Annotated in this window: 24 protein-coding genes; 10 read left to right on the top strand and 14 right to left on the bottom strand. The window is 45.6% G+C overall.

Translation table 11 applies throughout. The features are described 5' to 3' along the window. Window positions 1-78: 78 nt before the first annotated feature. From ubiB to rmuC, 4 genes are read right to left on the bottom strand one after another with little or no spacing between them, the layout of a single operon-like run. Window positions 79-1,713: a ubiquinone biosynthesis regulatory protein kinase UbiB gene (ubiB, locus tag L9Q39_RS00780; protein ID WP_237483263.1), complete on the bottom strand. Its 1,635-nt coding sequence runs from the start codon at window positions 1,711-1,713 to the stop codon at window positions 79-81. Continuing rightward, the gene (locus tag L9Q39_RS00775; RefSeq protein WP_237483262.1) at window positions 1,700-2,350 is read right to left on the bottom strand and encodes a ubiquinone biosynthesis accessory factor UbiJ; all 651 of its coding nucleotides are present in this window, start codon (window positions 2,348-2,350) and stop codon (window positions 1,700-1,702) included. The genes ubiB and L9Q39_RS00775 overlap by 14 nt, the downstream gene beginning before the upstream one ends. 10 nt (window positions 2,351-2,360) lie before the next feature. After that, window positions 2,361-3,161 (bottom strand): bifunctional demethylmenaquinone methyltransferase/2-methoxy-6-polyprenyl-1,4-benzoquinol methylase UbiE, encoded by an 801-nt coding sequence (gene ubiE / locus L9Q39_RS00770; RefSeq protein ID WP_237483261.1) that lies wholly within the window; start codon window positions 3,159-3,161, stop codon window positions 2,361-2,363. A 45-nt stretch (window positions 3,162-3,206) separates the two neighbouring features. After that, window positions 3,207-4,721 (bottom strand): DNA recombination protein RmuC, encoded by a 1,515-nt coding sequence (gene rmuC / locus L9Q39_RS00765; protein WP_237483260.1) that lies wholly within the window; start codon window positions 4,719-4,721, stop codon window positions 3,207-3,209. Window positions 4,722-4,907: 186 nt separating this feature from the next. Between rmuC and L9Q39_RS00760 the strand changes: the two genes are divergently transcribed. Both L9Q39_RS00760 and L9Q39_RS00755 read left to right on the top strand, forming a co-directional pair. After that, on the top strand, window positions 4,908-5,792 hold the full coding sequence (locus L9Q39_RS00760) for a DMT family transporter (RefSeq protein WP_237483259.1): 885 nt from the start codon (window positions 4,908-4,910) through the stop codon (window positions 5,790-5,792). Window positions 5,793-6,121: 329 nt separating this feature from the next. Beyond that, a complete protein-coding gene (locus L9Q39_RS00755; RefSeq protein WP_237483258.1) occupies window positions 6,122-7,393 on the top strand; it encodes an Nramp family divalent metal transporter in 1,272 nt (423 codons plus the stop codon). A gap of 174 nt (window positions 7,394-7,567) precedes the next feature. Here the strand turns inward: L9Q39_RS00755 and L9Q39_RS00750 are convergent, their stop codons facing one another. The 4 genes from L9Q39_RS00750 to ftnA form a co-directional block, all read right to left on the bottom strand. Then, complete coding sequence (locus tag L9Q39_RS00750) at window positions 7,568-8,002, bottom strand: hypothetical protein (RefSeq protein ID WP_237483257.1); 435 nt, start codon at window positions 8,000-8,002, stop codon at window positions 7,568-7,570. A 236-nt stretch (window positions 8,003-8,238) separates the two neighbouring features. Next, entirely contained in the window at window positions 8,239-9,426 is a 1,188-nt protein-coding gene (locus tag L9Q39_RS00745) for a BaiN/RdsA family NAD(P)/FAD-dependent oxidoreductase (RefSeq protein ID WP_237483256.1), read from the bottom strand. Window positions 9,427-9,591: 165 nt separating this feature from the next. Further along, on the bottom strand, window positions 9,592-9,915 hold the full coding sequence (gene uspB, locus L9Q39_RS00740; protein ID WP_237483255.1) for a universal stress protein UspB: 324 nt from the start codon (window positions 9,913-9,915) through the stop codon (window positions 9,592-9,594). 69 nt (window positions 9,916-9,984) lie between these two features. Further along, on the bottom strand, window positions 9,985-10,512 hold the full coding sequence (gene ftnA / locus L9Q39_RS00735) for a non-heme ferritin (protein ID WP_237483254.1): 528 nt from the start codon (window positions 10,510-10,512) through the stop codon (window positions 9,985-9,987). Between the two features lie 281 nt (window positions 10,513-10,793). Between ftnA and L9Q39_RS00730 the strand changes: the two genes are divergently transcribed. Both L9Q39_RS00730 and L9Q39_RS00725 read left to right on the top strand, forming a co-directional pair. Then, window positions 10,794-11,219, top strand: a complete 426-nt coding sequence (locus L9Q39_RS00730; protein ID WP_237483253.1) for a universal stress protein — start codon at window positions 10,794-10,796, stop codon at window positions 11,217-11,219. A gap of 185 nt (window positions 11,220-11,404) precedes the next feature. Beyond that, a complete protein-coding gene (locus tag L9Q39_RS00725) occupies window positions 11,405-12,277 on the top strand; it encodes a carboxylate/amino acid/amine transporter (RefSeq protein WP_237483252.1) in 873 nt (290 codons plus the stop codon). 1 nt (window position 12,278) lies between these two features. Here the strand turns inward: L9Q39_RS00725 and L9Q39_RS00720 are convergent, their stop codons facing one another. After that, the gene (locus tag L9Q39_RS00720) at window positions 12,279-12,746 is read right to left on the bottom strand and encodes a hypothetical protein (protein ID WP_237483251.1); all 468 of its coding nucleotides are present in this window, start codon (window positions 12,744-12,746) and stop codon (window positions 12,279-12,281) included. Between the two features lie 131 nt (window positions 12,747-12,877). Next, a complete protein-coding gene (locus L9Q39_RS00715; RefSeq protein WP_237483250.1) occupies window positions 12,878-13,660 on the bottom strand; it encodes a class I SAM-dependent methyltransferase in 783 nt (260 codons plus the stop codon). 145 nt (window positions 13,661-13,805) lie between these two features. On the opposite strand from L9Q39_RS00715, the gene asnC reads away from it, so the two are divergent. Continuing rightward, window positions 13,806-14,267 (top strand): transcriptional regulator AsnC, encoded by a 462-nt coding sequence (asnC, locus tag L9Q39_RS00710; protein WP_237483249.1) that lies wholly within the window; start codon window positions 13,806-13,808, stop codon window positions 14,265-14,267. A gap of 66 nt (window positions 14,268-14,333) precedes the next feature. On the opposite strand, the gene prlC is transcribed toward asnC, so the two are convergent. Beyond that, complete coding sequence (prlC, locus tag L9Q39_RS00705) at window positions 14,334-16,376, bottom strand: oligopeptidase A (protein WP_237483248.1); 2,043 nt, start codon at window positions 16,374-16,376, stop codon at window positions 14,334-14,336. A 189-nt stretch (window positions 16,377-16,565) separates the two neighbouring features. On the opposite strand from prlC, the gene L9Q39_RS00700 reads away from it, so the two are divergent. The 5 genes from L9Q39_RS00700 (at window position 16,566) to L9Q39_RS00680 (ending at window position 21,963) form a co-directional block, all read left to right on the top strand. Continuing rightward, a complete protein-coding gene (locus L9Q39_RS00700; protein WP_237483247.1) occupies window positions 16,566-17,405 on the top strand; it encodes a 23S rRNA (adenine(2030)-N(6))-methyltransferase RlmJ in 840 nt (279 codons plus the stop codon). Between the two features lie 184 nt (window positions 17,406-17,589). Continuing rightward, entirely contained in the window at window positions 17,590-18,288 is a 699-nt protein-coding gene (locus tag L9Q39_RS00695) for a glutathione S-transferase family protein (protein WP_237483246.1), read from the top strand. Between the two features lie 242 nt (window positions 18,289-18,530). Continuing rightward, the gene (gene gorA, locus L9Q39_RS00690) at window positions 18,531-19,886 is read left to right on the top strand and encodes a glutathione-disulfide reductase (protein WP_237483245.1); all 1,356 of its coding nucleotides are present in this window, start codon (window positions 18,531-18,533) and stop codon (window positions 19,884-19,886) included. Window positions 19,887-20,156: 270 nt separating this feature from the next. Further along, window positions 20,157-20,831 carry a YoaK family protein gene (locus tag L9Q39_RS00685; protein WP_237483244.1) on the top strand — a complete coding sequence of 225 codons (675 nt, stop codon included), beginning with the start codon at window positions 20,157-20,159 and terminating at the stop codon, window positions 20,829-20,831. A 112-nt stretch (window positions 20,832-20,943) separates the two neighbouring features. Continuing rightward, the gene (locus tag L9Q39_RS00680) at window positions 20,944-21,963 is read left to right on the top strand and encodes an acyltransferase (RefSeq protein WP_237483243.1); all 1,020 of its coding nucleotides are present in this window, start codon (window positions 20,944-20,946) and stop codon (window positions 21,961-21,963) included. A gap of 11 nt (window positions 21,964-21,974) precedes the next feature. On the opposite strand, the gene L9Q39_RS00675 is transcribed toward L9Q39_RS00680, so the two are convergent. The 3 genes from L9Q39_RS00675 to L9Q39_RS00665 form a co-directional block, all read right to left on the bottom strand. After that, on the bottom strand, window positions 21,975-22,982 hold the full coding sequence (locus L9Q39_RS00675; protein ID WP_237483242.1) for an SPOR domain-containing protein: 1,008 nt from the start codon (window positions 22,980-22,982) through the stop codon (window positions 21,975-21,977). Window positions 22,983-23,109: 127 nt separating this feature from the next. Further along, entirely contained in the window at window positions 23,110-24,051 is a 942-nt protein-coding gene (locus L9Q39_RS00670; RefSeq protein ID WP_237483241.1) for an ABC transporter permease, read from the bottom strand. 2 nt (window positions 24,052-24,053) lie between these two features. Further along, window positions 24,054-25,031, bottom strand: a complete 978-nt coding sequence (locus L9Q39_RS00665; protein WP_237483240.1) for an ABC transporter permease — start codon at window positions 25,029-25,031, stop codon at window positions 24,054-24,056. Window positions 25,032-25,157: the final 126 nt, after the last annotated feature.

The following is a 25,157-nucleotide window of genomic DNA, read 5'->3' as shown; positions in this document are numbered from 1 at the left end:
GAATTGAGTTAACAATTTAAATTAACTAGAAGTTTATACCTAAGTTGCCTCGCTATGCTAGTTTATCTAACACCTGCGTTAACCACGATAGGTTCGCCAGCTAAACAACCAAAAAATTATACCTGCAACAGCCGAGACCAAAGAAAGCTGTGAGTATGGGCTATCCAGTAAAACAGCGGCACAGACAATCAAGGTTGCTCCGGCACCAAACTGTAATTGACCGACGCCATGCTGACGCTTTGTCTCTCGATACCCTTGATAAAGCGTATCGATTCGCTGATTCATCGCTTTGCCTTGCTTTAGGCTATCGTACAGTAACTCTGGTAATTCCGGTAATTTTTCCGCCCAGTACGGAGCTCTATCTTTAATACCGTTTAAAAATGCTTGCGGACCAATTTGGTTAGCCATCCACTTTTCTAAAAATGGCTTGGCGGTTTCCCATAAATCCAATTGTGGATAGAGTTGACGACCTAATCCCTCAACATAGAGTAAGGTTTTTTGCAACAGAACCAGTTGAGGCTGCACTTCCATATTGAATCGACGCGCGGTATTAAACAGATTCAGCAGTACGTGACCAAATGAGATTTCACACAAAGGCTTAGCAAAAATGGGTTCGCACACCATGCGAATGGCAAATTCAAACTCGTCCACATTGGTATCGGCAGGCACCCAACCAGAATCAACGTGCAGCTGCGCGACTCTCTGATAGTCTCGATTGAAAAATGCTAAGAAGTTTTCCGCCAGATAGCGCTTATCTTCCGCATTAAGGGTACCGACAATGCCGCAATCTAAGCCGATCCATTTTGGATTTTCTGGATGCTCATAGCTGACAAACACGTTGCCCGGGTGCATATCGGCATGGAAAAAGCTGTCGCGAAATACCTGAGTGAAAAATACCGTTACACCGCGCTCAGCCAATAATTTCATATTGGTACCATTGGCTTCTAGAGCCGGTATATCAGACACTTGAATGCCATAGATGCGCTCAGAAACCATGAGGTTTTCGCTACTAAAGTCTGGCATCACTTCTGGGACATACAGCTCAGCACTGCCTTCAAAGTTACGTCTTAATTGAATGGCATTGGCGGCTTCACGGCGCAAGTCTAGTTCATCAATCAGGGTCTTTTCATACTCGCGAACCACTTCTATCGGTTTTAATCGTCGCGCTTGAGGCAGCGCTTTGGCAACAATGCGAGCCAGACGATACATCAGCTTGAGGTCAGCATCGATCACCGGCTTAATATCCGGTCTGATCACCTTAAGTACCACTTCTTGGCCGTTGGATTTCAGCTTAGCCGTATGGACTTGTGCAATCGACGCTGACGCTAAAGGGGTGACATCAAAATCATCAAACCACTGTTCGATTGAACCACCCAAAGCCTGCTCCATCTGAGATCTCGCTAACTCACCATCGAATGGCGATACCTGATCTTGTAATAAAGCGAGCTGATCCGCGATATGAGGAGGGAACAGATCACGTCTGGTCGACATCATCTGACCAAATTTGATCCAGACCGGTCCTAATTCTTGCAATGCGAGACGAAGACGCTCACCTAAAGGTTTATCTGGATGTTTATTTCTGAGCCAGAACAGGCATTTTCGAGCAAACAATGGCGCTTTTGCTAGTTGATGATTGGGCATCAACTCATCTAAGCCATACTCTAATTGAACTTTAGCGATGCGATACAGGCGTCTTATTTCACTCGGCGTCATGCACACTCCGACTCTGTTCTAATTCTGCGAGGGTGATTTGCTCTTGTAGTTTTTCAATTCTTTGTGACAACTGTTCGCTGTGACCACGAGTCACATCAACGTCATCACAGAAAGCCGCGATCTCAAGTGGACTCGGAGCCAGTTTCCACTCTTCGGTGACCACTTGACCTAAATGTCGTTGGTGTTTATCCATCTGCGTTGAGACAAAATCAAAGGTACTTTTGGCACCGCGCACCATAGTATGAGCCGCAACATCCCCGAGTAATTTAGAAAGCCACTCTTCCGGATCGGGGCGACAATCGCTCAATAGGGCGGAAAAGGCTTGTGCCAGTTGAATATCGCCCTCAAGCTGTAACTGATCCTGTTTGATAAGCTTGGTGATATTGGCTTGATCTCTGAGTTGAGGCAATACCGAGAGATTAAGAGACAGATAACAATCTGGTTCGGCTTCATATTGAGACAAAACGTCGATCTGTTGGCTAAACACAAAGGTTAAACACTTATTCAACTCACGGAAGTGGATCTGAATAACACGCCCCTTGAGTCGAGATAAACGGCGCACCAGTTCATCATCTTCTTTGATCAAAGTGTTTAACGTGGTTTCCACCACTGCAGTCATTAACGGCTCAAAAGGCATAGTGGGTTTCCTAGAATTTGTAACCTCGGTGCAAAGCAACAATACCACCGGTTAGGTTGTAGTGCTGTGTCTGCTCAAAACCTGCGTCTTGCATCATAGCTTCAAGGGTTTGCTGATCAGGGTGCATACGAATCGACTCGGCAAGATAACGGTAGCTTTCTGCGTCGTTGGCAACCCATTCACCCATTTTCGGTAATAAATGGAATGAATAAGCGTCATAAATCTTTGAAACGGCTTTGATGGTTGGCTTGGAGAATTCCAACACCAATAGTCGACCACCCGGCTTAAGCACACGATACATAGAACGGAGCGCCTTATCCTTGTCGGTGACGTTTCTTAGACAAAAGCTGATGGTGATGCAATCGAAGTGGTTATCTGGAAAAGGCAGTTCTTCGGCGTTGGCCTGCACGTAATGCACATTGCCGACAATGCCAGAATCTCGTAGCTTATCGCGACCCACATTGAGCATTGAGTTGTTAATATCAGCCAAAATCACTTGGCCTTTATCGCCTACAATGCGTGAAAACTTCGCGGTCAGATCACCAGTACCGCCGCCAAGATCGAGGATCTTTTGTCCCGGTCTTGCACCACTGCAATCAATAGTAAAACGCTTCCATAGGCGGTGGATTCCACCAGACATTAGATCGTTCATGATGTCGTATTTTGCAGCAACGGAATGAAAGACTTCCGCGACACGGGTTACTTTTTCGTTTTTTGCGACTGTTTCAAAACCAAAGTGAGTGGTTTCATCCTTTACTGAAGCTGTAGATTGTTGAGTTGGCTGATTCGATTGCACAATAATATCCGTCATTATTCATCCTATTACGCGATGCAACACCCACTGCATCGCAGTGATTCAGTTTACTTTATCCATCTCGGCTTGTCTTTCAGACAAAGCATCATTTTGTGCAATTTCTGTCAAGCTAGGAGAGATGGGACGCTTTACCTCAACGCCTAACCGTTTAAATGACTCTGCTTGTCGCAGCATATTGCCCTTACCCGTCGCCAGTTTGTTCATCGCCCCTTGATAACTCTGGTTCGCCTTATCCAAGGCTCCCCCTAAGCTTTCCATATCATCGACAAATAAACGAATCTTGTCATAGAGCTTACTTGCACGCTGGGCGATCACTTGCGCATTCTGATTCTGTCTTTCATTACGCCAGAGATTATCTATGGTACGCAGTGCAACCAATAAAGTTGTCGGGCTCACTAAAATGATATTTTGTTCCATGGCGTCTTTGACCAAACTCGGATCCGCTTGAATCGCGACTTGGAAAGCCGGTTCGACAGGAATAAACATCAGCACATAGTCCAGTGACTGTATGCCTTTTAATTGGTGATAGTCTTTATTTGACAAGCCTTTGATATGGTTTCTCAGCGCTTGCAAGTGTTCCTTCAAAGCGCCATCACGCTGGTCGTTAGTGTCGGCATGAAAGTAGCGCTCATAGGCAACGAGCGCCATCTTAGAATCAACCACTACCTGTTTATCATCCGGCAGATGAACAATGACATCCGGCTGATAACGTTTACCCGCCTCGTTTTGCAAATTTACCTGGGTTTCGTATTCATGCCCTTCTCGTAATCCAGACTCCGCCAAAACACGCGCCAATACCACTTCGCCCCAGTTACCTTGCTGCTTATTATCGCCTTTAAGAGCTTGGGTGAGGTTCATCGCTTCCTGAGTCATCTGATCATTGAGTTGTTGCAGTTTTTTCAACTCATGAACCAAGGTATGACGCTCTTTAGCTTCAAAACTAAAGCTATCGTTGACCTGCTTTCGAAAGCCTTCCAGTTGCTCTTTGAGTGGGGACAGCAAGGTTTGTAAGCTCTGTTTATTTTGAATATCAACCTTGGCGGTTTTCTCCTCAAACACCTGATTGGCTAACGCCTCAAACTGCTGCTTTAAACGCTCTTCTGACTGCTCTAGCAACTGTAATTTTTCTTTGTCCGAGCGCTGATTGGCTTGGTAGGTGGCGATTTGTTCTCTTAATCTAGCCTCAGCTTCCGCTCTCTGCTGGCGCTCATTGTCAAGCTCTTGCGCATAATCTTGGCGCTCTTGCTTAATCGCGTCGAAGTACCGTAGCTTTTCCATCGCCGCCATCACCTTGCCATGAGCTTGCTTTAACTCGAACGCGGCTTTATCGCGTTCGTCGTCTAGCTCATCAAGCTCTTGTTTGGCTTGTTCATAATCCACTTTTAGCCTTGCAATTTCTTGCTGCGCCGATTGCTGCTGTAACTCCGCTTGTTGGGTTGACATATCAAGGCGTTGTTGCGCTCGCAGGCAGGCAACTGCAAAACCGATCGCCATTATTGAAGCCCCAGAAGCCAAGGCAACAAGAAGCCAAATTTGATGTTGTAAAATCCACTGCATTATTGGTTAGCCATATCAATTCACCTATCTGCAATGATAATTTATACTGGATAAATGTCCATATGTAGTATCGCTTATTGCCAAATACCAAGGTTATGATTTATCTCACTCAAATTGTTCTACTTTGCCTAGGCTAATCACTGGTAATATGCCTGCTTTCAAACACTAAATTGCACAATCATCACTATGCATAATGAACGTCAAGCTTTGATTTATGGGCTTGCTGCCGTACTTCTCTGGTCAACCGTAGCAACCGCTTTTAAGCTTACCCTGGCGGAATTTACCCCAATCCAGATGGTGGCGGCAGCGTCATTGGTATCAACGTTGGCTCTGATTGCGGTCTGCGCAATACAAGGCACACTCAACCAGCTTAAAGATACCTTTACCGCTAATCCTTGCTACTACCTCATCGTTGGGTTGATCAACCCACTCGCCTACTATCTGATATTATTTAAGGCGTACGATCTTCTGCCCGCATCACAAGCGCAACCGATCAACTATAGCTGGGCAATAACGTTAACCTTAATGGCTGCGGTTTTTCTAAAGCAGAAAATACGCCCTCAAGATTGGGTCGCTTGTCTATTGGGTTATCTTGGCGTTGTGGTTATCGCCACAAAAGGCGATATATTGGGTTTGCAGTTTAGTAGCCCTGCTGGTGTCGCGCTTGCACTGCTTTCTACCTTATTGTGGGCGGGATATTGGATCATCAATACCAAAAACAAAGCCGACCCTGTGGTAGGCGTATTGCTGAGTTTCTTAGTCGCCCTCCCCTTTGCGTTTGCTATCGCCATCTATGAAGGGGCGAGTTGGCAACAAATTAGCATCAAAGGGTGGCTTGCACTGAGCTATGTCGGGCTGTTTGAAATGGGGATCACCTTTGTTCTTTGGCTCAGCGCCCTCAAACTCACGCAAAATACCGCCAAAATCAGTAACCTTATTTTCGCATCTCCCTTTATTTCATTGATGCTGCTTGCCTACATCATAGGTGAAGAGATCCACCCATCAACGCTAGTCGGTCTTGTGTTGATCGTTATCGGTCTGATTGTTCAACAGGTAAAACGAAAAGCCTGATTTAACTACCACTAAAACGAGTCCGCTTTCCCGAACATTATTTCGTCATCATGGCAGTAAAGTTATCTTTACTGCCATTTTTAATATTCTTTTTCATTACAAAAGACATAATTAAAAATCACTAAAAAAGCCGATAATGAAATTTATACCCAACTAATACCCTCACGCAAAATATTCGTCTAATTTAGGTTTGTGTGATAGCAACGCCTCATTGCATTATTCTCTGCAACTCTGTAGAACTAACCTTCCAAAATAAAATATTTACACAAAGTGTAAAATTATTAATACACAGACCCTCTACAAAAAATATAATTAGAAAGGACTCTATTATGGAGAAAACTCTCTCTACTTCACCAGAGCATCGCTCTGGTTTGTCACAGTTAATTCGCTCTCTTGGTCCGGGCATTATGATGGCGGCTGCCGCTGTTGGTGGCTCGCACCTTGTTGCCTCCACGAAAGCAGGGGCAATCTATGGCTGGCAACTGGTCATTCTTATCTTGTTGGTGAATCTGCTTAAATACCCTTTCTTTAGGGCTGGCGTGCAATACACCATGGGAACGGGGCAAAGCCTGATCCAAGGCTACTCTAACCTTGGTCGAGGCTATCTTTGGGCTTTTACCATACTCAACGTTATCTCTGCGATAGTAAACACTGCGGCCTTGTTGCTGTTTAGTGGCAGTTTGTTAAGCTACTTCCTGCCTTTCGAACTCGCCATGCTACCAGTCTGTATCCTTGTTTTAGGCGTTTGTATCGCCATTCTTTTTGCTGGTCACTACAAGGCTCTCGATCGCCTTTCAAAAACGATAATGACGGTCCTAACCATAACGACGGTCGCAGCACTGGTGATCGCGGCTTCAAACGGCAGTGTTGCACCTGCCGACTACCAAGCACCGTCTCCTTGGACTTTGGCAGCCATCGGCTTTCTTGTGGTCACTATGGGTTGGATGCCAGCTCCTATCGAGATATCGAGCATCACCTCGCTTTGGCTCAAAAGTCAGTGTAAAAAGCAGACTGTGACGGCTAAGTCGGCACTGTTTGACTTTAATGTTGGCTATATTGGCACCGCAATTTTAGCAATCGTATTTGTTGCCCTAGGCGCGCTGGTGATTCATGGCTCGGGCACTGAGCTTTCTGCATCAGGTATTGGTTTTTCTCATCAGTTGGTGAGCATCTACGCCTCAACCATTGGGGAGTGGTCTCGCTATTTGGTCGCCATCATCGCTTTCTTCTGTATTTTTGGTAGCACCATTACTGTTATTGATGGCTATTCAAGAGCAATTGAGGAATCACAGCGCCTACTGCAAAACAAACCTGAAAATAGTCCAAAAGCGTTTCAGGTTTGGGTGATTATTGTGTCTGTGTCGGCAATTTCAATCATTGCCTTTTTTGTCAAAGCCTTAATGCCGATGCTGGACTTTGCGATGGTTATGGCGTTTGTCACCACTCCAATATTCGCGCTGTTGAACTATCTGTTAGTTTCAAAAACCGAGCTACCCGCAGAACTTCAGTTAAGTAAAAGGCTCAAAGCTTTGTCGATTCTCGGCTTGGTTTACCTATTTGGTTTCTTAGCCCTGTTCATCTGGTGGAAGTGGTTAATGTAATTGATTCATGGATAAACAAAAACGACGCCTAACAAGGCGTCGTTTTTGTAAATAGGGGTTGGTCCAGTTAATGCAATGATAGTTCCCTAAGCTTGGAAAATATCAAGGTGCTGATCTTTAAAACCTTTGTACTGAGTATTGAGCTTTAACACTCCAAAATATGCACTATCATGGTCAATTATAAATATAACTGTCTTGTTTAGATATAAAGTGATTAAACTCCGTAGAATGATATACATTCAGGCATCCTACACTGCGCGATGTCGCTCCACTTTTCATATGACCAATTGCTTTTTTTGACTCATTTTGTATGTAATCACGCACTGCTTTATATGGGTCGTACTTTGTTTCAAATGTTTCTTCGTCTTGAATAATACGATGTTGCCCACTCCCCATAAATGAAAAGGAGCTTTGCGCATAGCTTAAGTCTTTCGCTAACATGCTGCTTGGCTCTATTTCACGCAAACAGTTTAACAGTGCGTAATCCTTCAGCATCTGTCGAGCTTCAACCGTTTGTTTCTCAATAAAAGCAGCATCGCTAGCTCTACAAGAAAACGTAACAAGTGTGGTGAATATAATAAATAGAGATATGAATCTTTTCGTTCCCACAGCATTACCTTTTTAGCTTTAACGCTACCATCAGAGTAACGCTCTGAAACGTGACTAAGAACGTGATATTAACTAGAATCACCCGTCCTTTCCTTGAACCACCCCTTAAAGCTGAAAAACCAGCGTATAAAACGAAGAACACAAAGCCAGTGCAGCTAACCCCAAAAGCTGTTTGATGACTCGGGATTGCAAGCAACAAAGCTTATTCCATCTTGGCTACCGCACAATCGATGCGACTAAACACTCTGCCCAGCCACATAGCCACTCGACCAGCACCATTGGAAATTATAGCCACCTAGCCAACCCGTTACGTCCATCACTTCGCCGATAAAATACAACCCGGGAACGGATTTACACTCCATTGTTTTTGAAGATAGATGATCGGTGTTTACCCCACCTAAGGTGACCTCAGCGGTGCGATAGCCCTCGGTACCATTGGGAACAATTTTCCAGTTCTCTAGACTGCTTCTGATAGCATCCAGCTCTTTGGGGTTGTACTGCTTCAACGGCTTGTCGGCAAACACCTGACGCTCGATCAGCACTTCCACCAAACGTTTTGGAAGCACTCTTGCCAAGGTGTTCTTTAGGCTTTGATTGGGGTGTTTTTCGCGAGATCGGCTTAATAACGCTTCAATATCTGCCTCTGGCACCAAATTGACCGAGACATTCTGTCCTGGTTTCCAAAAAGATGAAATCTGCAATACTGACGGACCCGATAAGCCTCGATGAGTAAACAGCAAGGCTTCTTTAAACAGAGTGCCATCATTGGCAGAGATCTCTGCGGGAATCGCAATGCCAGACAATTCAGAGAAGTCCTCTTTGTCTTCTTTATGTAAGGTAAAAGGCACCAAGCCCGCGCTGGTCGGAATCACCTCTAGGTCAAATTGTTCTGCAATCTTGTATCCGAATGGTGTTGCGCCTAATTTCGGCATCGACAAACCACCCGTTGCAACCACAAGGGATTGGCACTCTATAGCATCGGTGTCGGCATATAAGCTAAAGCCCTGCGGTGTTTTTTCAATAGAATGTACATCGCACTGATAACGGAACTTAACGTTAGGTTGCTCACATTCGGCAAGCAGCATACTGACAATCTGTTTGGCTGAATCAAGACAGAATAACTGCCCGTGATCTCGCTCTTCAAACTCAATACCATACTTGCTCACCAAAGAGATAAAGTCCCAGTGACTGTATTGAGAAAGTGCCGATTTTACAAAGTGCGGGTTTTGACAAAGATAGTTATTGGCTGATACGTCATAGTTGGTGAAGTTACACTTGCCTCCTCCTGAGATGAGGATTTTTCGTCCCGGCTTTTTGGCATGATCCAGCACCAATACCGAACGACCACGCATACCGGCATGAGCAGCACACATCAAGCCAGCGGCACCAGCACCAATGACAACCACATCAACTTTTTGGCTCATGACCTTTACCTATAACAAACCCAAAATAATAAAAAAGGATGTGCATCGGCACATCCTTTCCAAATTAGCGCGTTATTTTAGCGGTTTCATCAGCCAAAAGCCACTTACACTAACCAAATAGCGTATTGCTGGCGATGGCTCGTTAACCTCAAATGCTATCGTCAGTTATAAAAGGAAACTGGCAAAAAGTGTTACACCAACGAGCGCACAGCACAGAACAAATAACTCTCTTACACGATCACATTTTCCAGTGAATACCGGATCATGATGATGGTGGTATTCCCGAGTCTTCAGGTAGTGATAAAGCCTTACCTGTTTAGACATGTTGCCATGTGTGGTAAAGAATCCACGTCCATCCACTTGCTGATACAAGAGCGGATGCGCCTCGCGCATGATAAAAATAAGTGAGCGTAGTGCAGTCAGATACCGGGCCATGTTGACCATGGTAACGAGCATTAAAACGAATAGAATAGTGTCTCCACTGATCATCTTTTCCTCCCTACATCTTCCAAGATGCTCAAGAGTAAAAGACGACCAGTCGTCTTTTAAGCGCCGATGTTACTCAGCTGGAGCATCCATAATGGAAGAAGAACCCTCTTTTGCTAACGTTGCTAAATCCTTGTCGATAAAGAACAGCGCTTGTCCGTTCTCTCCTACGAGTTCTAACTTATCTAAGATCCCTTTGAACAATTTTTCTTCTTCATGTTGCTCGGCAACGTACCACTGAAGAAAGTTAAATGTTGAGTAATCCTGAGCCATAAAAGCAACATGAGCTAGCTTGTTGATTTGCTGAGTGATCATTTGTTCATGCTGATACGTCTCTCGGAATACATCCCCTAAACTGTCGAATTCATGTCTAGGCGCATCAATCGCGCCAAGAATAGGCAAAGCACCGGTTTCGCTGACATAGGTGAAGAGCCTTTTCATATGTTCAAGTTCTTCATCTGCGTGCTGGCGAAGAAATTCTGCCGCACCTTCAAACCCTTTATCTTCACACCAAGCACTCATCTGTAAGTATAGGTTGGATGAGAAGAACTCCAGGTTAATTTGCGCGTTTAGCTGTTCGACCATTTCCTGAGATAACATGCTGTACTCCTAACTGGCTAACTTGTGTTAACGTCGATATAACATAAGTGCCTAAGATACCGCACAGTTCGCTACCGAGACAGGACTGCTCGCCGTCCTCGACTGTCTAATTAGAGTCTAGAAAGGAATTTTAGACTTTGCTCACAAATTTTTGTCTTTTTATTAAGAAATTTACCTCCACGCTTCACTTAAAAACCGCATCATTTTGCGATCACGACAGCATCATTATTTTGATTTTATTGGTATGTTTTTTATATAACTAACGTCAAAAGGAGCGCGTTATGAGTTACAAACATATCTTGGTTGCCCTAGATCTTTCGGATGAAAGTAACCTATTAATTGACCGAGCCGTTTCTTTAGCCAAGCCGCTTGGCTCAGAAGTCTCTTTTGTGCATATTGATGTCAATTTTGCTGAACTCTATACGGGACTCATCGACCTCAACATGGCGGAGAATCAAAACCACGTAATGGAAGCCTCTCTGACGCAACTGAAAAAATTTGCTGAATATGCTGACTACCCTATCAAGCACTCGCTGGTTGGGAGTGGCGATCTCAGTAACGAACTACGTGACACCATTAAAGAGTTTGATGTGGATTTGGTGGTCTGCGGACATCATCAAGATTTCTGGAGCAAGCTCCTCTCCTCAACTCGCCAATTAATTAATACTGTGCCAGTTGATCTGCTGGTGGTTCCAATTAAAGAGTAATTTTCTCAGGCTCCCCATCGGGAGCCTTTTTTATACCCCTGTTCATTGCATATCAACATCCTGCTCAGACTCCGCTATACTGCCGCCAGAATTACATTCAACACTATGCCAACAACGCAGAAAACCGTTTGTTGTCAGGCAGAGGTTGATTTCAAATCATTTATGGACAGTAGAAATAAAAACTTATGGGATATCTTTACTTTGTAACGCTGCTTTGGGCGTTCTCATTTAGCTTGATTGGTGTTTATCTAGCCGGGCAGGTTGACGCTTGGTTTTCCGTACTCATGCGGGTGGTATTAGCGGCGGTGGTTTTCTTACCCTTCTTACGCTTTAAGCAAGTTTCTCGCTCTCTGGCGATCAAGTTGATGGCGATAGGTGGTGTTCAGCTTGGTTTAATGTACTGCTTTTACTACCACTCATTTCTATTGCTCTCGGTGCCGGAAGTTCTGCTGTTTACTGTCTTTACCCCGATTTATGTCACGCTATTTTATGATCGATTAAAAGGGCAGTTCTCTCCGTGGTACTTAGTCACTGCGGTTATTGCCGTTTTGGGCGCAGCCTTCATCAAGTTTGCCGGCATCAACGACAATTTCTTACTCGGCTTCCTAGTGGTTCAAGGCGCCAATCTCTGCTTTGCGATTGGTCAGGTGAGCTACAAATATTTGATGGAGAAAGAGCAAGTCACGCTGCCGCAACATACTATTTTTGGCTTTTTCTACCTAGGCGCGACCGTTGTAGCGCTGGTTGCCTTTGCGCTATTTGGTAACACCGACAAACTACCGACGACCCAATTACAATGGGGGATACTCGTTTACCTTGGCATCGTTGCGTCTGGTTTGGGTTACTTTGTGTGGAATAAAGGTGCCTGCATGGTTAACGCAGGCGCTTTAGCAGTGATGAATAACGTGCTAGTGCCTGCGGGTTTGGTGGTCAACATCGTTATCTGGAATAGAGAGGTTGATATTACCAAACTCGCCATAGGCGGTGGGGTGATCTTATTGTCTTTGGTCGTGAACGAGCTATGGGTGAAACCCAAAGCTCAAGCTCAACGTCGATAAACTAATGCAGCTGTGTCTGGGTGGCGATATTCGCCACCCGCTTATCCGCTTTATGAGCGAGATGTTGATACTTCAGCTCCAGCTTCCGTTGCTGCTTCGCTAGCTTTTGGCTTTTCTTAACCAACTTTGCGAGCTTCTTCTGCGCTTTACTCTGTTTCTTGAGCGCTTTTTTCGCGGCTTTCACCGCACGCTTATCTTGTTTGCTATGCCGAGTGTGATTTGCATCCGCTTTAATGTCGGTTTCACGCGGTGTTGTTGCAAGTGGTGTCATTGCAGAATTAGCGATAACTGAGTTCCCTGCCGAAACCGTCGCCGTCTCAAGCAAACGGGGCTTGCAGAGTGCGGAACGATGGGAGGCGACGCGAGTACAAGAACCACACATGTACTTAGGCTGAGCCACCAATTGGGTGATCTCCCCAAGCTGAGCGCTGATTTCAACACGACGATACTTGCACAAACGCTTGGTCATACTACTCTCCAATTCCACCACGCTATACCCATTGTAAGCAAACAACCAAACGATAATAAGAATGGTTATTAATCAGATATAGTGACTATTGACGAGAAAATCAACCCTTACTCTGCAAACTTGCCGTTCGATTAATCGCTCATTGCAGCGTTCACATACACATCAAAGCGATTCTTCTTAGTTTCAATCACCATGCTAGGTTTCTGTTCATCAAGCCAAGGCGCATAATCCGGTCGCTTAACCACCACACGTTTTGCCGCTAATTGCAGCGCTGGTGCCAGTAAACCGTCAGCATCGTGGTCGGCACCGACTAATGACTGGAACACTCGCATCTCTTTTTTTACTAACGCTGACTTTTTCTTATTTTCTGGATGAGGATACATTGGATCAAGGTAGACCACATCGGGCTGGGTAAACTGTCGGTCTTGAGCCAACTGATTCAGTGCATCAAGGCTAGAGGCATGAAGCAGAGACATACGCTCAGACACCCAACCGCCGATCTCAGGGTCTTGTTTCGCGCGAGATAAACCATCATCAAGCAACGCAGCGACAACCGGATGTCTTTCTACCAAATGTACTTTGCACCCCAAAGAGGCCAATACAAAAGCATCTCTACCCAGTCCGGCGGTTCCATCAAGGATGGTTGGAGTAACGCCTTTGTTTAAACCGGCTGCTTTGGCTATCGCTTGCCCTTTACCGCCGCCAAACTTGCGACGGTGGGCAACCGCACCACCCGCGAGATCAACGTAGATGGCGCCAAGTTTAGGCTCGTTTAACTTACGCAGCTCAAGACGGTCAGCGGTCAGAACTAAGGCAAAATCGCTATCAGAACTGGCTATCAGCCCCCAACGCTGGGCAAGGCGTTCCAGTTCATCGGCTCTTGAAGATTGTTCGCTGATCAGTTGAATGTGCAAGATAGGCTCCGGAGGGCAATGGGTGATTTAACCTAGCAAGTTTACATCAAGAGTGATGCGCCACCAATATAAGACTGATGCCACCGATTAGTGATAAGCTATCGATTCATAACGGCGATATTTTGCGAATTAAAAAGGATTGATTATGCACCACCCTGCTGGTCTCGATGACTTAGACAAAGCGATTCTAAAAACGCTGATGGAAGATGCTAGAAAGCCCTATGCGGAAATGGCCAAACAGTTTCAAGTCAGCCCAGCCACCATTCACGTGCGAATTGAGAAAATGAAGTCGGCGGGAATTATCGAAGGGACAGAAGTCATCGTTAACACCAAAAAGCTGGGCTATGACGTGTGTTGTTTTATCGGCATCAACCTGTATGCGGCAAGGGATTATCACTCCGCGCTAGAAAAACTTAACGCCCTCGATGAGGTCGTTGAGGCCTATTACACCACAGGTGCTTACAATATCTTCGTCAAGCTGATGTGCCGTTCGATTGAAGAGTTACAAAAAGTGCTGATTGAAAAGCTGCAAGCTATCGATGAAGTTCAGTCGACAGAGACACTGATCTCACTGCAAAACCCGATCAGTCGTAACGTCAATCCATAAAAAGCGTTAATCCATAAAAAAATAGCCTCTTATCAACAAGAGGCTATCATCACTAAAAATCCAATGTTAGGCGCTAATGCCTGAATGTCTCAATAGGGCATCAATCTCAGGCTCGCGACCACGGAAGCGCTTGAATAGCTCCATTGGCTCTTCACTGCCGCCCATTTCTAACACATTGTTAAGGAAGCTTTGACCCGTTTCTTGGTTGAAAATACCTTCTTCTTCAAAGCGTGAGTATGCATCTGACGACAACACCTCAGCCCACAGATAGCTGTAGTAACCCGCACTATAGCCACCCGCAAAGATATGACTAAAGCCGTGTGAGAAACGGTTCCACTCAAGACTCGGCAGCACCGCGACCTTAGATTTCACTTCCGCTAATGTTTCTAGAACACGAGCACCGATATCTGGATCATACTCAGTGTGCAGAGTAAAGTCGAACAAACCAAACTCAAGCTGACGAAGAATAAACATCGCCGACTGGAAGTTCTTCGCGGCGAGCATTTTATCCAGCATCGCTTTAGGGAGTGGCTCACCGGTTTCATAGTGACCAGAAATAAACGCCAGCGCCTCCTCTTCCCAACACCAGTTTTCAAGGAATTGGCTTGGCAACTCCACCGCATCCCAAGGCACACCATTAATGCCAGAAACGGCACCAGTATCAATCTTGGTCAGCATGTGGTGAATACCATGACCAGTTTCATGGAACAGAGTGACCACTTCATTATGAGTAAACAAGGCTGGCTTATCACCGACTGGGCGGTTGAAGTTACAAGTCAGGTAAGCCACTGGTGTTTGCAGTTCACTGTCAATATCGATGCGACGAACGCGACACTCATCCATCCAAGCGCCACCGCGTTTATGTTCGCGAGCGTAAAGATCTAAGTAAAAACTGCCTCTCAAGGAGCCTTGCGCATCAAAAATATCAAAGAAACGCACCGACTCATGCCAAGTATCCACCCCTTTGCGCTCAGTAATCTTCATGCCAAACAGGCGGTTGAGTACCTCAAATAAACCATTCACCACGGTCTGTTCTGGGAAATAAGGGCGCAGATCTTCATCAGAGAATTGGAATAGGTGCTGTTTTTGTTTTTCACTGTAGTAAGCGATATCCCACAGATTTAACTCCGTCACGGCAAATTCTTTCTCGGCAAACTGACGTAATTCTTCTACTTCACGTTCACCTTGCGGCTTGGCTTTTTCAGCCAAGTCATTCAAGAAACCCAACACCTGTGCTGGCGTTTCTGCCATTTTGGTCGCTAGAGACTTCTCACTGAATGAACCAAAGCCGAGCAAACGGGCAATTTCATGACGCAGTTTAAGCTGTTCAGCAATGATTTCTGAGTTATCCCATTTACCTGCATTGGGACCACGGTCGGACGCGCGCGTCACATAAGCCTCATAAAGCTCTTGGCGCAGAGCTTGATTGTCGCAGTAAGTCAGTACTGGCAGATAAGATGGAATATCCAGAGTCAGCAGGTATCCATCCAACTCTTTTGCTTCTGCCGCCGCTTTTGCCGCAGCTAAAGCAGACTCAGGCATCCCAGAGAGTTCGCTGGCATCGGTGATATGCTTGCTCCACCCCATGGTCGCATCCAATACGTTGTTGGAGAACTGCGAGCCAAGCTCAGACATACGCTTGCTGATTTCACCATAGCGATGCTGCTGGTCCGCAGGTAAGCCGATACCTGACAACTCAAAATCTCGCAGTGAGTCGGTGATGGTTTTCTTTTGTGCTTGGGTAAGGTCGTTAAAGCTGTCACTGGCTTTAATGGCCTTATAAGCCTCATAAAGCCCTTTGTGCTGCCCAACCCAAGTACCGTATTCAGACAGGATCGGCAAACAGCTTTCATACGCTTCACGCAGTTCTTCGCTGTTCATCACCGAGTTCATATGGCTCACCGGAGACCAAAGACGACTCAACTTGTCATCAATCTGCTCGATAGGAGCAACCAAGTTGTCCCACGTCGGTGTTGAATTATCCGCTAGCACTTGTTCGATTTTTTCTCGGCACGCTTCTATTGCCTGCTCTACCGCCGGCTTGACATGCTCGGGCTTGATCTGGGAAAAAGGAGGTAAGTCTGTAAAAGTTAGTAATGGATTAGACATGCAGCATCCCTATTTTTGTGATTGGGTTCCCTCACTGTTTAACAGAAAATACATTTCAGTGAGTATGTATCAAGTAATGTAGGCAAATGAGTGAAAAATCAATCCTCAGCACGTTTTTTGTCGATATATACCCAAGCCCATTGAGTCAGTATATAATTTGACGATTATCCCGCTAGATGAGTAATTACCTTGCTAAGTTACCGCCACAGCTTTCACGCTGGCAACCACGCCGACGTTGTTAAACATATTGTTCAAAGCCTGATCCTTGATTCTCTGAAAAACAAAGATAAGCCTTTTGTTTATCATGACACCCATTCAGGCGTTGGACGCTACGACCTGACCCATGAATGGTCGGAAAAAACGGGTGAGTACAAGCAAGGGATCGCCAAACTTTGGGGTGATAATGGGTTACCTGAAGATATCGCTTCTTATATCGAGGCGATAACGGCGCTCAACCCGGATAGCACATTACGCTATTACCCGGGTTCACCGCGTGTTGCGCGTGCCCAACTGCGTCCACAAGACCGCATGGTACTAACGGAGTTACACCCCAGTGATTTTCCTCTGCTTGAGCAAGAGTTTCATCGTGACCGCCAAGTCAGCATTTTTAAAGAAGATGGATTCAAACGCCTTAAGGCGAGCCTTCCACCTCAAGAGCGTCGTGGCTTAGTGTTAATCGATCCCCCTTACGAGTTGGCTCGAGAGTATCGTGATGTCGTAACCGCCATCGCGCAGAGCTATAAACGCTGGGCAACTGGCATCTATGCTATCTGGTATCCGGTTGTGAATCGCTACGACATCGAAGATATGATCGAAGGGCTAGAAAGTCTGGGCATACGCAAAATTCTCCAGATCGAACTGGGTGTGAGTCCAGATACCAATGAGCGCGGCATGACCGCATCTGGAATGATCGTTATCAATCCCCCTTGGAAGCTTGAACAGCAGATGAAGGCGATTCTGCCTTACTTACAACAGCAAATTGCCCCAGCTACTGGTCACCATAAAGTGGAATGGATAGTGCCGGAATAAGCCTCGCATCTAGGTTTCTATCTCGATATTTCAAACGCAGCCAAGTGCTGCGTTTGTCATTTTTATCCCCCGCCAATTCAGCTTGGCAAAAATTAATTTCCATCTTTTGCAAAATATTGTCGTCTTTTTTTGTTTGCCTACGTCTTATTGGTGAAAAAACACTTTTGCCTTTGAGGAAATCATCATGATTAAAATCGTTAGTTTTAAAATTTGTCCCTTTGTTCAGCGTGTCACGGCAGCATTGGCGACTAAGCAGATCCCATTTGAGATTGAGTACATCAGCTTAAGAGACAAACCGCAGTGGTTTTTAGATATTGCGCCAAATGGTCAAGTGCCTGTCATGATCACTGAGTCGGGAACAGCACTGTTTGAATCTGATGCCATCATTGAGTACATCGAAGATGAATATGGTCCAGTAGAGCAAGATGTCACCAATGAGCAACATGCCCTTGATAGGGCATGGAGCTACCTTGGGAGTAAGCACTACTTAGCTCAGTGCGGCGCGATGAGCAGTAAGAACCAACAGACGTTTGAAGAACGCTCAGACAAACTTATCAAGGCATTCAAAAAATCAGAAGATCAACTCTCCGGTGCCACGCGTTACTTTAAGTCGGACGTGGTCAGTAATGTCGATATTGCTTGGTTGCCTCTTTTGCATCGTGCAGCCATCGTCAAAGCTCGTACCGGCTATGACTTTTTCTGTGGTTTACCTAAGATGCAAGCTTGGCAGCAGAATATCTTGCAATCAGGCTTAATCGACCTGACCGTCTCAGAAGATTTTGAAACTCTATTCAGTGATTTCTATCTTACCAACACCTATCTTGGTAAGGGTAACGATGTTGCACCGTCATCGAGCTGCAATGCTGCGAGTTGTTGCGGGTAATGAGCTATTGCGGGTTAATAAACAAAGGAGTCAGTCACAGGCTGACTCCTTGCTAACAGCGCCGCACTAACAACTCATCGCTATTAGTCATAATAAAAGACACTTTTTCCCATTGGCGTTAGTTGCTAGACTCGATTTATGATGAACATAATAAGATACCGTTGGGCGCACTCACTGTGTTGAGTTGAGTAAAGCTCACCCCAATGTATTCAACTATAACTATTCAGCTCTCGGAGAAAGTAATGGCAACGCATTTTGACTATATCTGTATTGGTGGTGGCAGTGGCGGTATCGCCTCAGCCAACCGTGCTGCTATGTATGGCGCAAAGGTCGCGCTTATCGAAGCCAAAGATCTTGGTGGCACCTGCGTAAACGTAGGTTGTGTTCCCAAGAAAGTGATGTGGCACGGAGCTCAAGTCGCTGAAGCGATGAACCTTTACGCTGAAGACTACGGCTTTGATGTGGATGTAAAAAGCTTTGACTGGAGCAAGATGGTTGAAAGTCGCCAAGCCTACATTGGTCGTATCCACCAATCTTATGACCGAGTGCTAGGTAACAACAAGGTTAACGTCATCAAAGGATTTGCGAAATTTGTTGATGCAAAAACCGTTGAAGTGAATGGCGAACTTTATACGGCAGATCATATTTTGATTGCCGTGGGTGGTCGTCCAACCATTCCAAACATTCCCGGCGCGGAGTATGGTATTGACTCCAATGGTTTCTTTGATTTAGAGACACAACCTAAGCGTGTGGCGGTGGTTGGTGCCGGCTATATTGCGGTAGAAATTGCCGGCGTGTTAAGTGCTCTTGGCACAAAAACTCACTTATTTGTGCGCAAACAGTCTCCACTGCGTACCTTCGATCCCATGATCATCGACACCTTAGTTGAAGTCATGGACGCGGAAGGTCCAACACTGCACACCCATTCTGTGCCTAAAGAAGTGGTCAGAGAAGCCGATGGCAGCCTGACTCTACACCTTGAAAACGGTGAAAGCCAAAACGTTGATCAGCTGATTTGGGCGATTGGTCGCCACCCAACGACTGACGCGATTAACCTAAGTTCAACAGGCGTAGCAATCAACGATAAGGGCTATATCAAGGTCGATGAATACCAAAGCACCAATGTTGCTGGCATCTATTGTGTCGGTGACATTATGGAAGGCGGTATTGAGCTAACGCCAGTGGCAGTGAAGGCAGGTCGCCAGCTTTCTGAGCGTCTATTCAATAACAAACCAACGGCAAAAATGGATTATGATCTCGTCCCAACCGTGGTATTCAGCCACCCACCGATCGGCACGATTGGCTTAACGGAACCAGAAGCGATTGCGCAATACGGCGAAGACAACGTCAAGGTGTACACCTCTGGATTCACCGCAATGTACACCGCGGTAACCAAACATCGCCAACCATGCAAAATGAAGCTGGTCTGTGCTGGTGATGATGAAAAAGTCGTTGGCTTACACGGTATCGGCTTTACCGTCGATGAGATGATTCAAGGCTTTGCTGTCGCAATGAAGATGGGCGCAACCAAAGCAGACTTTGACTCGGTCGTTGCAATTCACCCAACGGGGTCGGAAGAGTTTGTTACCATGAGGTAACGCACCTCTCCCACTCTGGTGCGATACCAAACAGCGAACTATTATCAACTTGATAGTTCGCTGTTTTTGTTTGAGTCATCGCGGAATAAGCAATGCAGGGCTCAAGACCCTATTTCCATTTTCCGTGTTTAGCTAGCCGTCTATTTTGGGCTTCCTATTGTTTCGCTTCAAAGTGAAGGGGAAGAAGCGGTTTGTACATTCCGTTTTCAGGCGCATAATAAGGCCGTTTTCTTGCTTCCACTAACTGCTGTAGGTTTAAGGTAGGTTAAAGTGATATCTCGTTTACCCAAATGGGTTGAAGTTGGCGCTTTGGTCTTGGCTTTGATTGCGGGCTTTATTAATGCGATTGGGCTGCTGAGTTTTGAACACCAGTCCGTCTCTCATCTGTCAGGCACGGCAACCTTGCTGGGCGTGAGCTTGTTAGAAGGCTCTTACATTACGATTCTCCACCTTGTGGGAACCCTGCTCTGCTTTGTTATCGGCTCTGCTATTGCTGGTTTTCTGCTACATGGGTCAACGCTCAAGTTGGGGCGTCATTACGATACCGCATTATTTTTAGAGTCACTGCTGCTGTTTCTCGCCTTTGCCTTCCTGACTAATAACCTCTCTTTCGGTCATTTTTTTGCTTCAGCGGCATGCGGTCTGCAAAATGCGTTGGCGACAACCTACAGTGGCGCGGTGGTAAGAACGACTCATGTTACCGGCTTATTTACCGATCTGGGCATTATGGTTGGCTCAATACTGAGAGGGGAGAAGCTCGATCGCAGAAAGAGTAAGCTATTCTTGTTGATTATTATTGGCTTTGTTGTTGGTGGAACGCTAGGGGCGCTGAGTTACGCCCACTTTAACTCATATTCTCTACTTATTCCTGCTGGTTTCTGTTTTGTCGTGGCGGAAGTGTATCGGCAGTTTAATCGTGACTCGAAACGCGCTAAGTCATCATAATGTCAGCGGATTTAAATGTGAACTGTATGTTTTTACAAAAACTTAAAGCAATCACCCTTTGCCTATCTGCCTATATTTCTTATAGTTCATAAGAGCCTGTAAGGAGTTATGAATGGATACCAAAAAGCACGTTTTTTTCTTTGATGCCATGCGCTGCTGTGCGGCACTGGCGGTGATCGTTATTCATGCATTAGCTCCATATCGACATCAACTTGGCGACATTCCCATGGGCGAATGGATAACAGCCATCAGTTTCAATGGGTTTAGCCGCTGGGCTGTACCGGTCTTTATTTTGATTACTGGCGCGCTAATGCTTAACGACAAGCGTCCTTTCGATCTCAAATATTATCTATCAAGGCGTCTGGGAAAAGTGCTGGTCCCTTTTATCGTCTGGTCGATTTTCTACGCGTTCCTTTCGGGGTGGAGTCTCACTGGGTTTGATAGCAGTATTGTTTCTCAAATTCTCGCTAATAGCTTTCATCATCAAACCTACTACCATCTGGGATTCTTTTATTACTTTATCCCTCTGTATTTTGCTATCCCATTCTTGCAAGCATTGGTAAAGCGCTATGACGATGTTGCACTCTACGCATTAACTGCGATTTGGTTGCTTACGACTCTATTATTTCTACTTCGCATCGATGGTCCTTGGAGCGAACAGTTTTGGCTCTATATGGGGCTTTTACCTTTAGGTTATGTGCTGTATCAAAAACTGCCGTTAAACCGGACCATCGTGATAGTGGCGGTGATTCTTGGCTTGGGTGCTATGGCACTGGGTAGCTACATGGTGATAGAAAACAGTATCCAAGCGGAAAGGTATTCCGTTGGTCGATGGTTCTCCTACAAAACCATCAATACTGTTCTGGCGGCAAGTATGGTGTTTATTCTTTGCAAAGCCTTTGCTGACCGATTGAATAGCGGTAGTCAGCGTGTGGTCAGTTTCATTAGCAAGCATAGCTTAGGGATTTATATTCTCCACCCACTGTTTCTTTGGCCAATGAATACCCTGCACCTTTATCAAGGTCACCCAATGATGATGATTCCAATTTGGGTACTCATCAGTGGTGGTGGTGCATTAGCGCTCAGTTATTTGCTTTCACTCAGCGCTAAAACCCGTTGGCTGTTGCCATAAAGCCGTTGGGTTTATTTCACACACAGCACGTTTAACTGGGTATTCGCCTTAACGGGCACCACTTTACCGCTGGTAAACAGACCTTTTTGCCCATCTCCCCAATATGGGAGTTGCACTGGCCATTGTTCTCGAGTCATCACTTTGGATGCCAGCAACGCTTCCCATTCTGTGCTGTTGACTAAACGCATATCTAGGTCACTGCATACCTTAATCGCAGTTTGATAATCTAGGCGATTCCAGGCCTGATTATGCTCCATATAGAACTGGTAGTTATTACTGTCTAAGTAAGGCAAGGTGTACTGCTTATTATGCACTTGAGCTCTAAAACGAATGCTCACCGAGGAAGAGACTGTGGTGGGCAAAGTCGCGACAGGCTCCACCTGCTTGGGGCGACTGTTCTGTGATGATGTTTTAGAGGGTGATGGCTTCTGCGCTGTTGTTGCTGTTGCTGGCACTTTCACCACGGTGTTTGCTTTAGGCGTCGAAGTACGACGGTTGTTCTCTTGTGAAATTTGGGGGGTGATCGAATTGGTGATATTGGTCTCACCTGCGGCAACCGGTTTTACTGGGCTGGCATGTGCTGATGCACGGCTTATGTGTCGAATAAAAGCGTCTTTATAATCTCTGAGCGTTTTTACTTTGGCTAATTCTCTACTGGCAACTCGGCTGTCTGTATAGGGACCCAGCAGGCAACGATAGCCTTTCGCCTCAGGCTTCATCCAAACATGGGTGGAGATTTGACGATAGAGTGGCTTGGCTGTCGACAGCGGCATGAGCGCATCCAACAGACCACATTGAATCCAATAAACAGAAGTTTCTGTCGATGGAATATTGTTACTCCAAACTCCCTGACCAATTGGGCACTGCGCCTCTAATACTGGCAGTTGGTTAGAAGAAACCTGTGTGGCATCACACAGTGGTGCATCTTGCGCATGACTTGGCTCGCTCAACACTAAAAGTGAGGCTGCAATAGCAAAGCTTGAACATAGCCACTTGTTAGCTGATTTTATCGGGCTCATATACTTCCTCTGAACACGCTATCCACTATTAAAACTTCGATTCTACCAAGCGAAAGGTAAAAAAAGAGTCGCTACAAAGCGACTCTTAGTTTAGTTATAAATAAGATTAAAAATCAATCACTCTGGATCACCCTTTATAGATTTTAGGGTTGAATACATCACGTAACCAGTCACCGAGTAAGTTAATCACCAGAACTAAAGTCACCAGCACAAGACCTGGGAAGGCAGTAATCCACCATGCACCAGAGAAAATGTACTTAAAGCCGATACTGATCAAAGCCCCCAATGACGGCTGATCGACCGGTAAACCAAGACCTAAGAACGAGAGTGCCGCTTCTGACATGATCGCGTTAGCGACCTGAACCGTCGAGATAACCAAGATCGGTGACAAGCAGTTAGGAAGGATATGACGGAACATGATGCGTAAGGACTTAAAGCCCATGACTCTTGCAGCCTCTACATACTCTTTCTTTTTCTCTGCCAATACAGATGCACGAATAGTTCGAGCGTATTGAGGCCACTCTGCAACACCAATGATCACCACCAGCATCAAAACGGCATATTGACTATAGAAATCGCTCCCAAAGCTCGCCTTAAAAATGGCAGACACAATAATCGCGACCATCATGGTTGAAAACGAAAGCTGTACATCGGCAAAGCGCATCAAGAAGCTATCTACACGACCACCAAAGTAACCCGCGGACAGACCGATAATCGTACCCAACAGCAGTTGTAGACCCACAGCCATAAAGCCGATTGTTAGTGACAAACGGGAACCGTACAGAATCGTCGATAAGATGTCGCGACCTTGCTCATCGGTACCGAGAAGGAAATTCGTGTCACCCTCTTCCATCCAAGATGGCGGTAATTCCGCATCCATAATATCGATGGTACTGAGGTCATAAGGATCATGGGGCGCAATCAGAGGCGAAGCCAGAGAAAGCAGCAAGAACACCATAAACACGGTGAAACTCGCCATCGCCACTTTGTCACGCTTAAAGTAATAAAGAAAATCGGATTGTTTGAATCGCTCCCAACGAGAAGGAGCAGCTTGTATTGCTTGAGTCATTATTATGCACCTTTACCTGTTAGGTTTACTGTTGGGTTGATGATTCCATACAGTAAGTCGACAATTGTGTTCGTCACCACGAAAATAAGACCAACGAAAATAACGTAGGCTGTGATCAGTGGGGTATCGACGCGGTTAATCGCTTCTAGGAAAAGGAACCCTGTACCTGGCCACTGGAAAACCGTTTCAGTCAAAATTGTGTACGCAACCATAGTACCAATCTGTACACCACCGACGGTTAGTACCGGCAACATGGTGTTTTTTAATGCATGTTGATAGTAGATTTTAGTCAGAGGTAGACCCTTTGCTTTGGCAAACTTAATGTATTCTGAACTCAGCACTTCAAGCATCTCAGAACGAACCAAACGGATAAATAGCGGCAACATGATCGAAGCCAACGCAATACATGGCAGCACCAAGTGCGCCAATCCATCTAAGGTAAAGAAGCCGGAATCCCATCCAAGTAGGTTCGCAGTCTCCCCTCTGCCGTAGGAAGGTAACCAGCCTAACTCAATCGAGAACACGTACATCAACATAATCGCGGTTAAGAAAACCGGAATCGAAATACCGATACTACTTCCCGCCATAATACATTTAGTGAAAAAGCTCTTCGGGTTAATCGCAGAGTACACCCCAAGAGGAATAGAACAACCGATGATGATCAGTGTCGCACCGAACACAAGTTCCATTGTCGCCACTAATTTACTCAAAATCACTTCTACCGCAGGGCGCTTAAAAGTGTATGAATTCCCTAAGTCTCCTTGAACTGCATTGCCAAGAAAACGTGAATATTTAGTAATGAAAGGATCGTTGAGGCCCATTTCCTCACGCATTGCTTGTCGCTCTGCTTCCGAAACCGACTGACCTACAAGCTCACGCAACGGGTCACCCAGGTTATCCTGAATGGCAAACGCCACTAAACTGATCACAAACATCACTATCAGTGCCTGAAACAGGCGCTTGACCAGAAACGAAAACATTCCTTGCCCCTTAACTATCCATTACCGTTAACAATTGCTTGTTACTGGGATTTAAAATAACGCTCAGCTAGGCTTTGCTAGGCTGAGCGTTTCTCTTTGTGTTACTAATAAAGTGGTTAAGGTTTA

This window comes from Vibrio hippocampi (genome assembly GCF_921292975.1).
In the GTDB taxonomy this organism is placed as follows: Bacteria; Pseudomonadota; Gammaproteobacteria; order Enterobacterales; family Vibrionaceae; genus Vibrio; species Vibrio hippocampi.
The sequence above is the reverse complement of the archived record's forward strand: the minus strand, read 5'-3'. Positions and strand labels throughout refer to the sequence as shown.

What these genes read in the sequence shown, in the direction of transcription:
- ubiB (WP_237483263.1), bottom strand. Translation starts at nt 1,713, where the DNA reads ATGACGCCGAGTGAAATAAGACGCCTGTATCGCATCGCTAAAGTTCAA.
- L9Q39_RS00725 (WP_237483252.1), top strand. Translation starts at nt 11,405, where the DNA reads ATGGGATATCTTTACTTTGTAACGCTGCTTTGGGCGTTCTCATTTAGC.
- ftnA (WP_237483254.1), bottom strand. Translation starts at nt 10,512, where the DNA reads ATGTTATCTCAGGAAATGGTCGAACAGCTAAACGCGCAAATTAACCTG.
- uspB (WP_237483255.1), bottom strand. Translation starts at nt 9,915, where the DNA reads ATGATCAGTGGAGACACTATTCTATTCGTTTTAATGCTCGTTACCATG.
- L9Q39_RS00720 (WP_237483251.1), bottom strand. Translation starts at nt 12,746, where the DNA reads ATGACCAAGCGTTTGTGCAAGTATCGTCGTGTTGAAATCAGCGCTCAG.
- L9Q39_RS00665 (WP_237483240.1), bottom strand. Translation starts at nt 25,031, where the DNA reads ATGTTTTCGTTTCTGGTCAAGCGCCTGTTTCAGGCACTGATAGTGATG.
- L9Q39_RS00695 (WP_237483246.1), top strand. Translation starts at nt 17,590, where the DNA reads ATGATTAAAATCGTTAGTTTTAAAATTTGTCCCTTTGTTCAGCGTGTC.
- L9Q39_RS00670 (WP_237483241.1), bottom strand. Translation starts at nt 24,051, where the DNA reads ATGACTCAAGCAATACAAGCTGCTCCTTCTCGTTGGGAGCGATTCAAA.
- ubiE (WP_237483261.1), bottom strand. Translation starts at nt 3,161, where the DNA reads ATGACGGATATTATTGTGCAATCGAATCAGCCAACTCAACAATCTACA.
- L9Q39_RS00730 (WP_237483253.1), top strand. Translation starts at nt 10,794, where the DNA reads ATGAGTTACAAACATATCTTGGTTGCCCTAGATCTTTCGGATGAAAGT.
- asnC (WP_237483249.1), top strand. Translation starts at nt 13,806, where the DNA reads ATGCACCACCCTGCTGGTCTCGATGACTTAGACAAAGCGATTCTAAAA.
- rmuC (WP_237483260.1), bottom strand. Translation starts at nt 4,721, where the DNA reads ATGCAGTGGATTTTACAACATCAAATTTGGCTTCTTGTTGCCTTGGCT.
- prlC (WP_237483248.1), bottom strand. Translation starts at nt 16,376, where the DNA reads ATGTCTAATCCATTACTAACTTTTACAGACTTACCTCCTTTTTCCCAG.
- L9Q39_RS00745 (WP_237483256.1), bottom strand. Translation starts at nt 9,426, where the DNA reads ATGAGCCAAAAAGTTGATGTGGTTGTCATTGGTGCTGGTGCCGCTGGC.
- gorA (WP_237483245.1), top strand. Translation starts at nt 18,531, where the DNA reads ATGGCAACGCATTTTGACTATATCTGTATTGGTGGTGGCAGTGGCGGT.
- L9Q39_RS00775 (WP_237483262.1), bottom strand. Translation starts at nt 2,350, where the DNA reads ATGCCTTTTGAGCCGTTAATGACTGCAGTGGTGGAAACCACGTTAAAC.
- L9Q39_RS00760 (WP_237483259.1), top strand. Translation starts at nt 4,908, where the DNA reads ATGCATAATGAACGTCAAGCTTTGATTTATGGGCTTGCTGCCGTACTT.
- L9Q39_RS00675 (WP_237483242.1), bottom strand. Translation starts at nt 22,982, where the DNA reads ATGAGCCCGATAAAATCAGCTAACAAGTGGCTATGTTCAAGCTTTGCT.
- L9Q39_RS00755 (WP_237483258.1), top strand. Translation starts at nt 6,122, where the DNA reads ATGGAGAAAACTCTCTCTACTTCACCAGAGCATCGCTCTGGTTTGTCA.
- L9Q39_RS00680 (WP_237483243.1), top strand. Translation starts at nt 20,944, where the DNA reads ATGGATACCAAAAAGCACGTTTTTTTCTTTGATGCCATGCGCTGCTGT.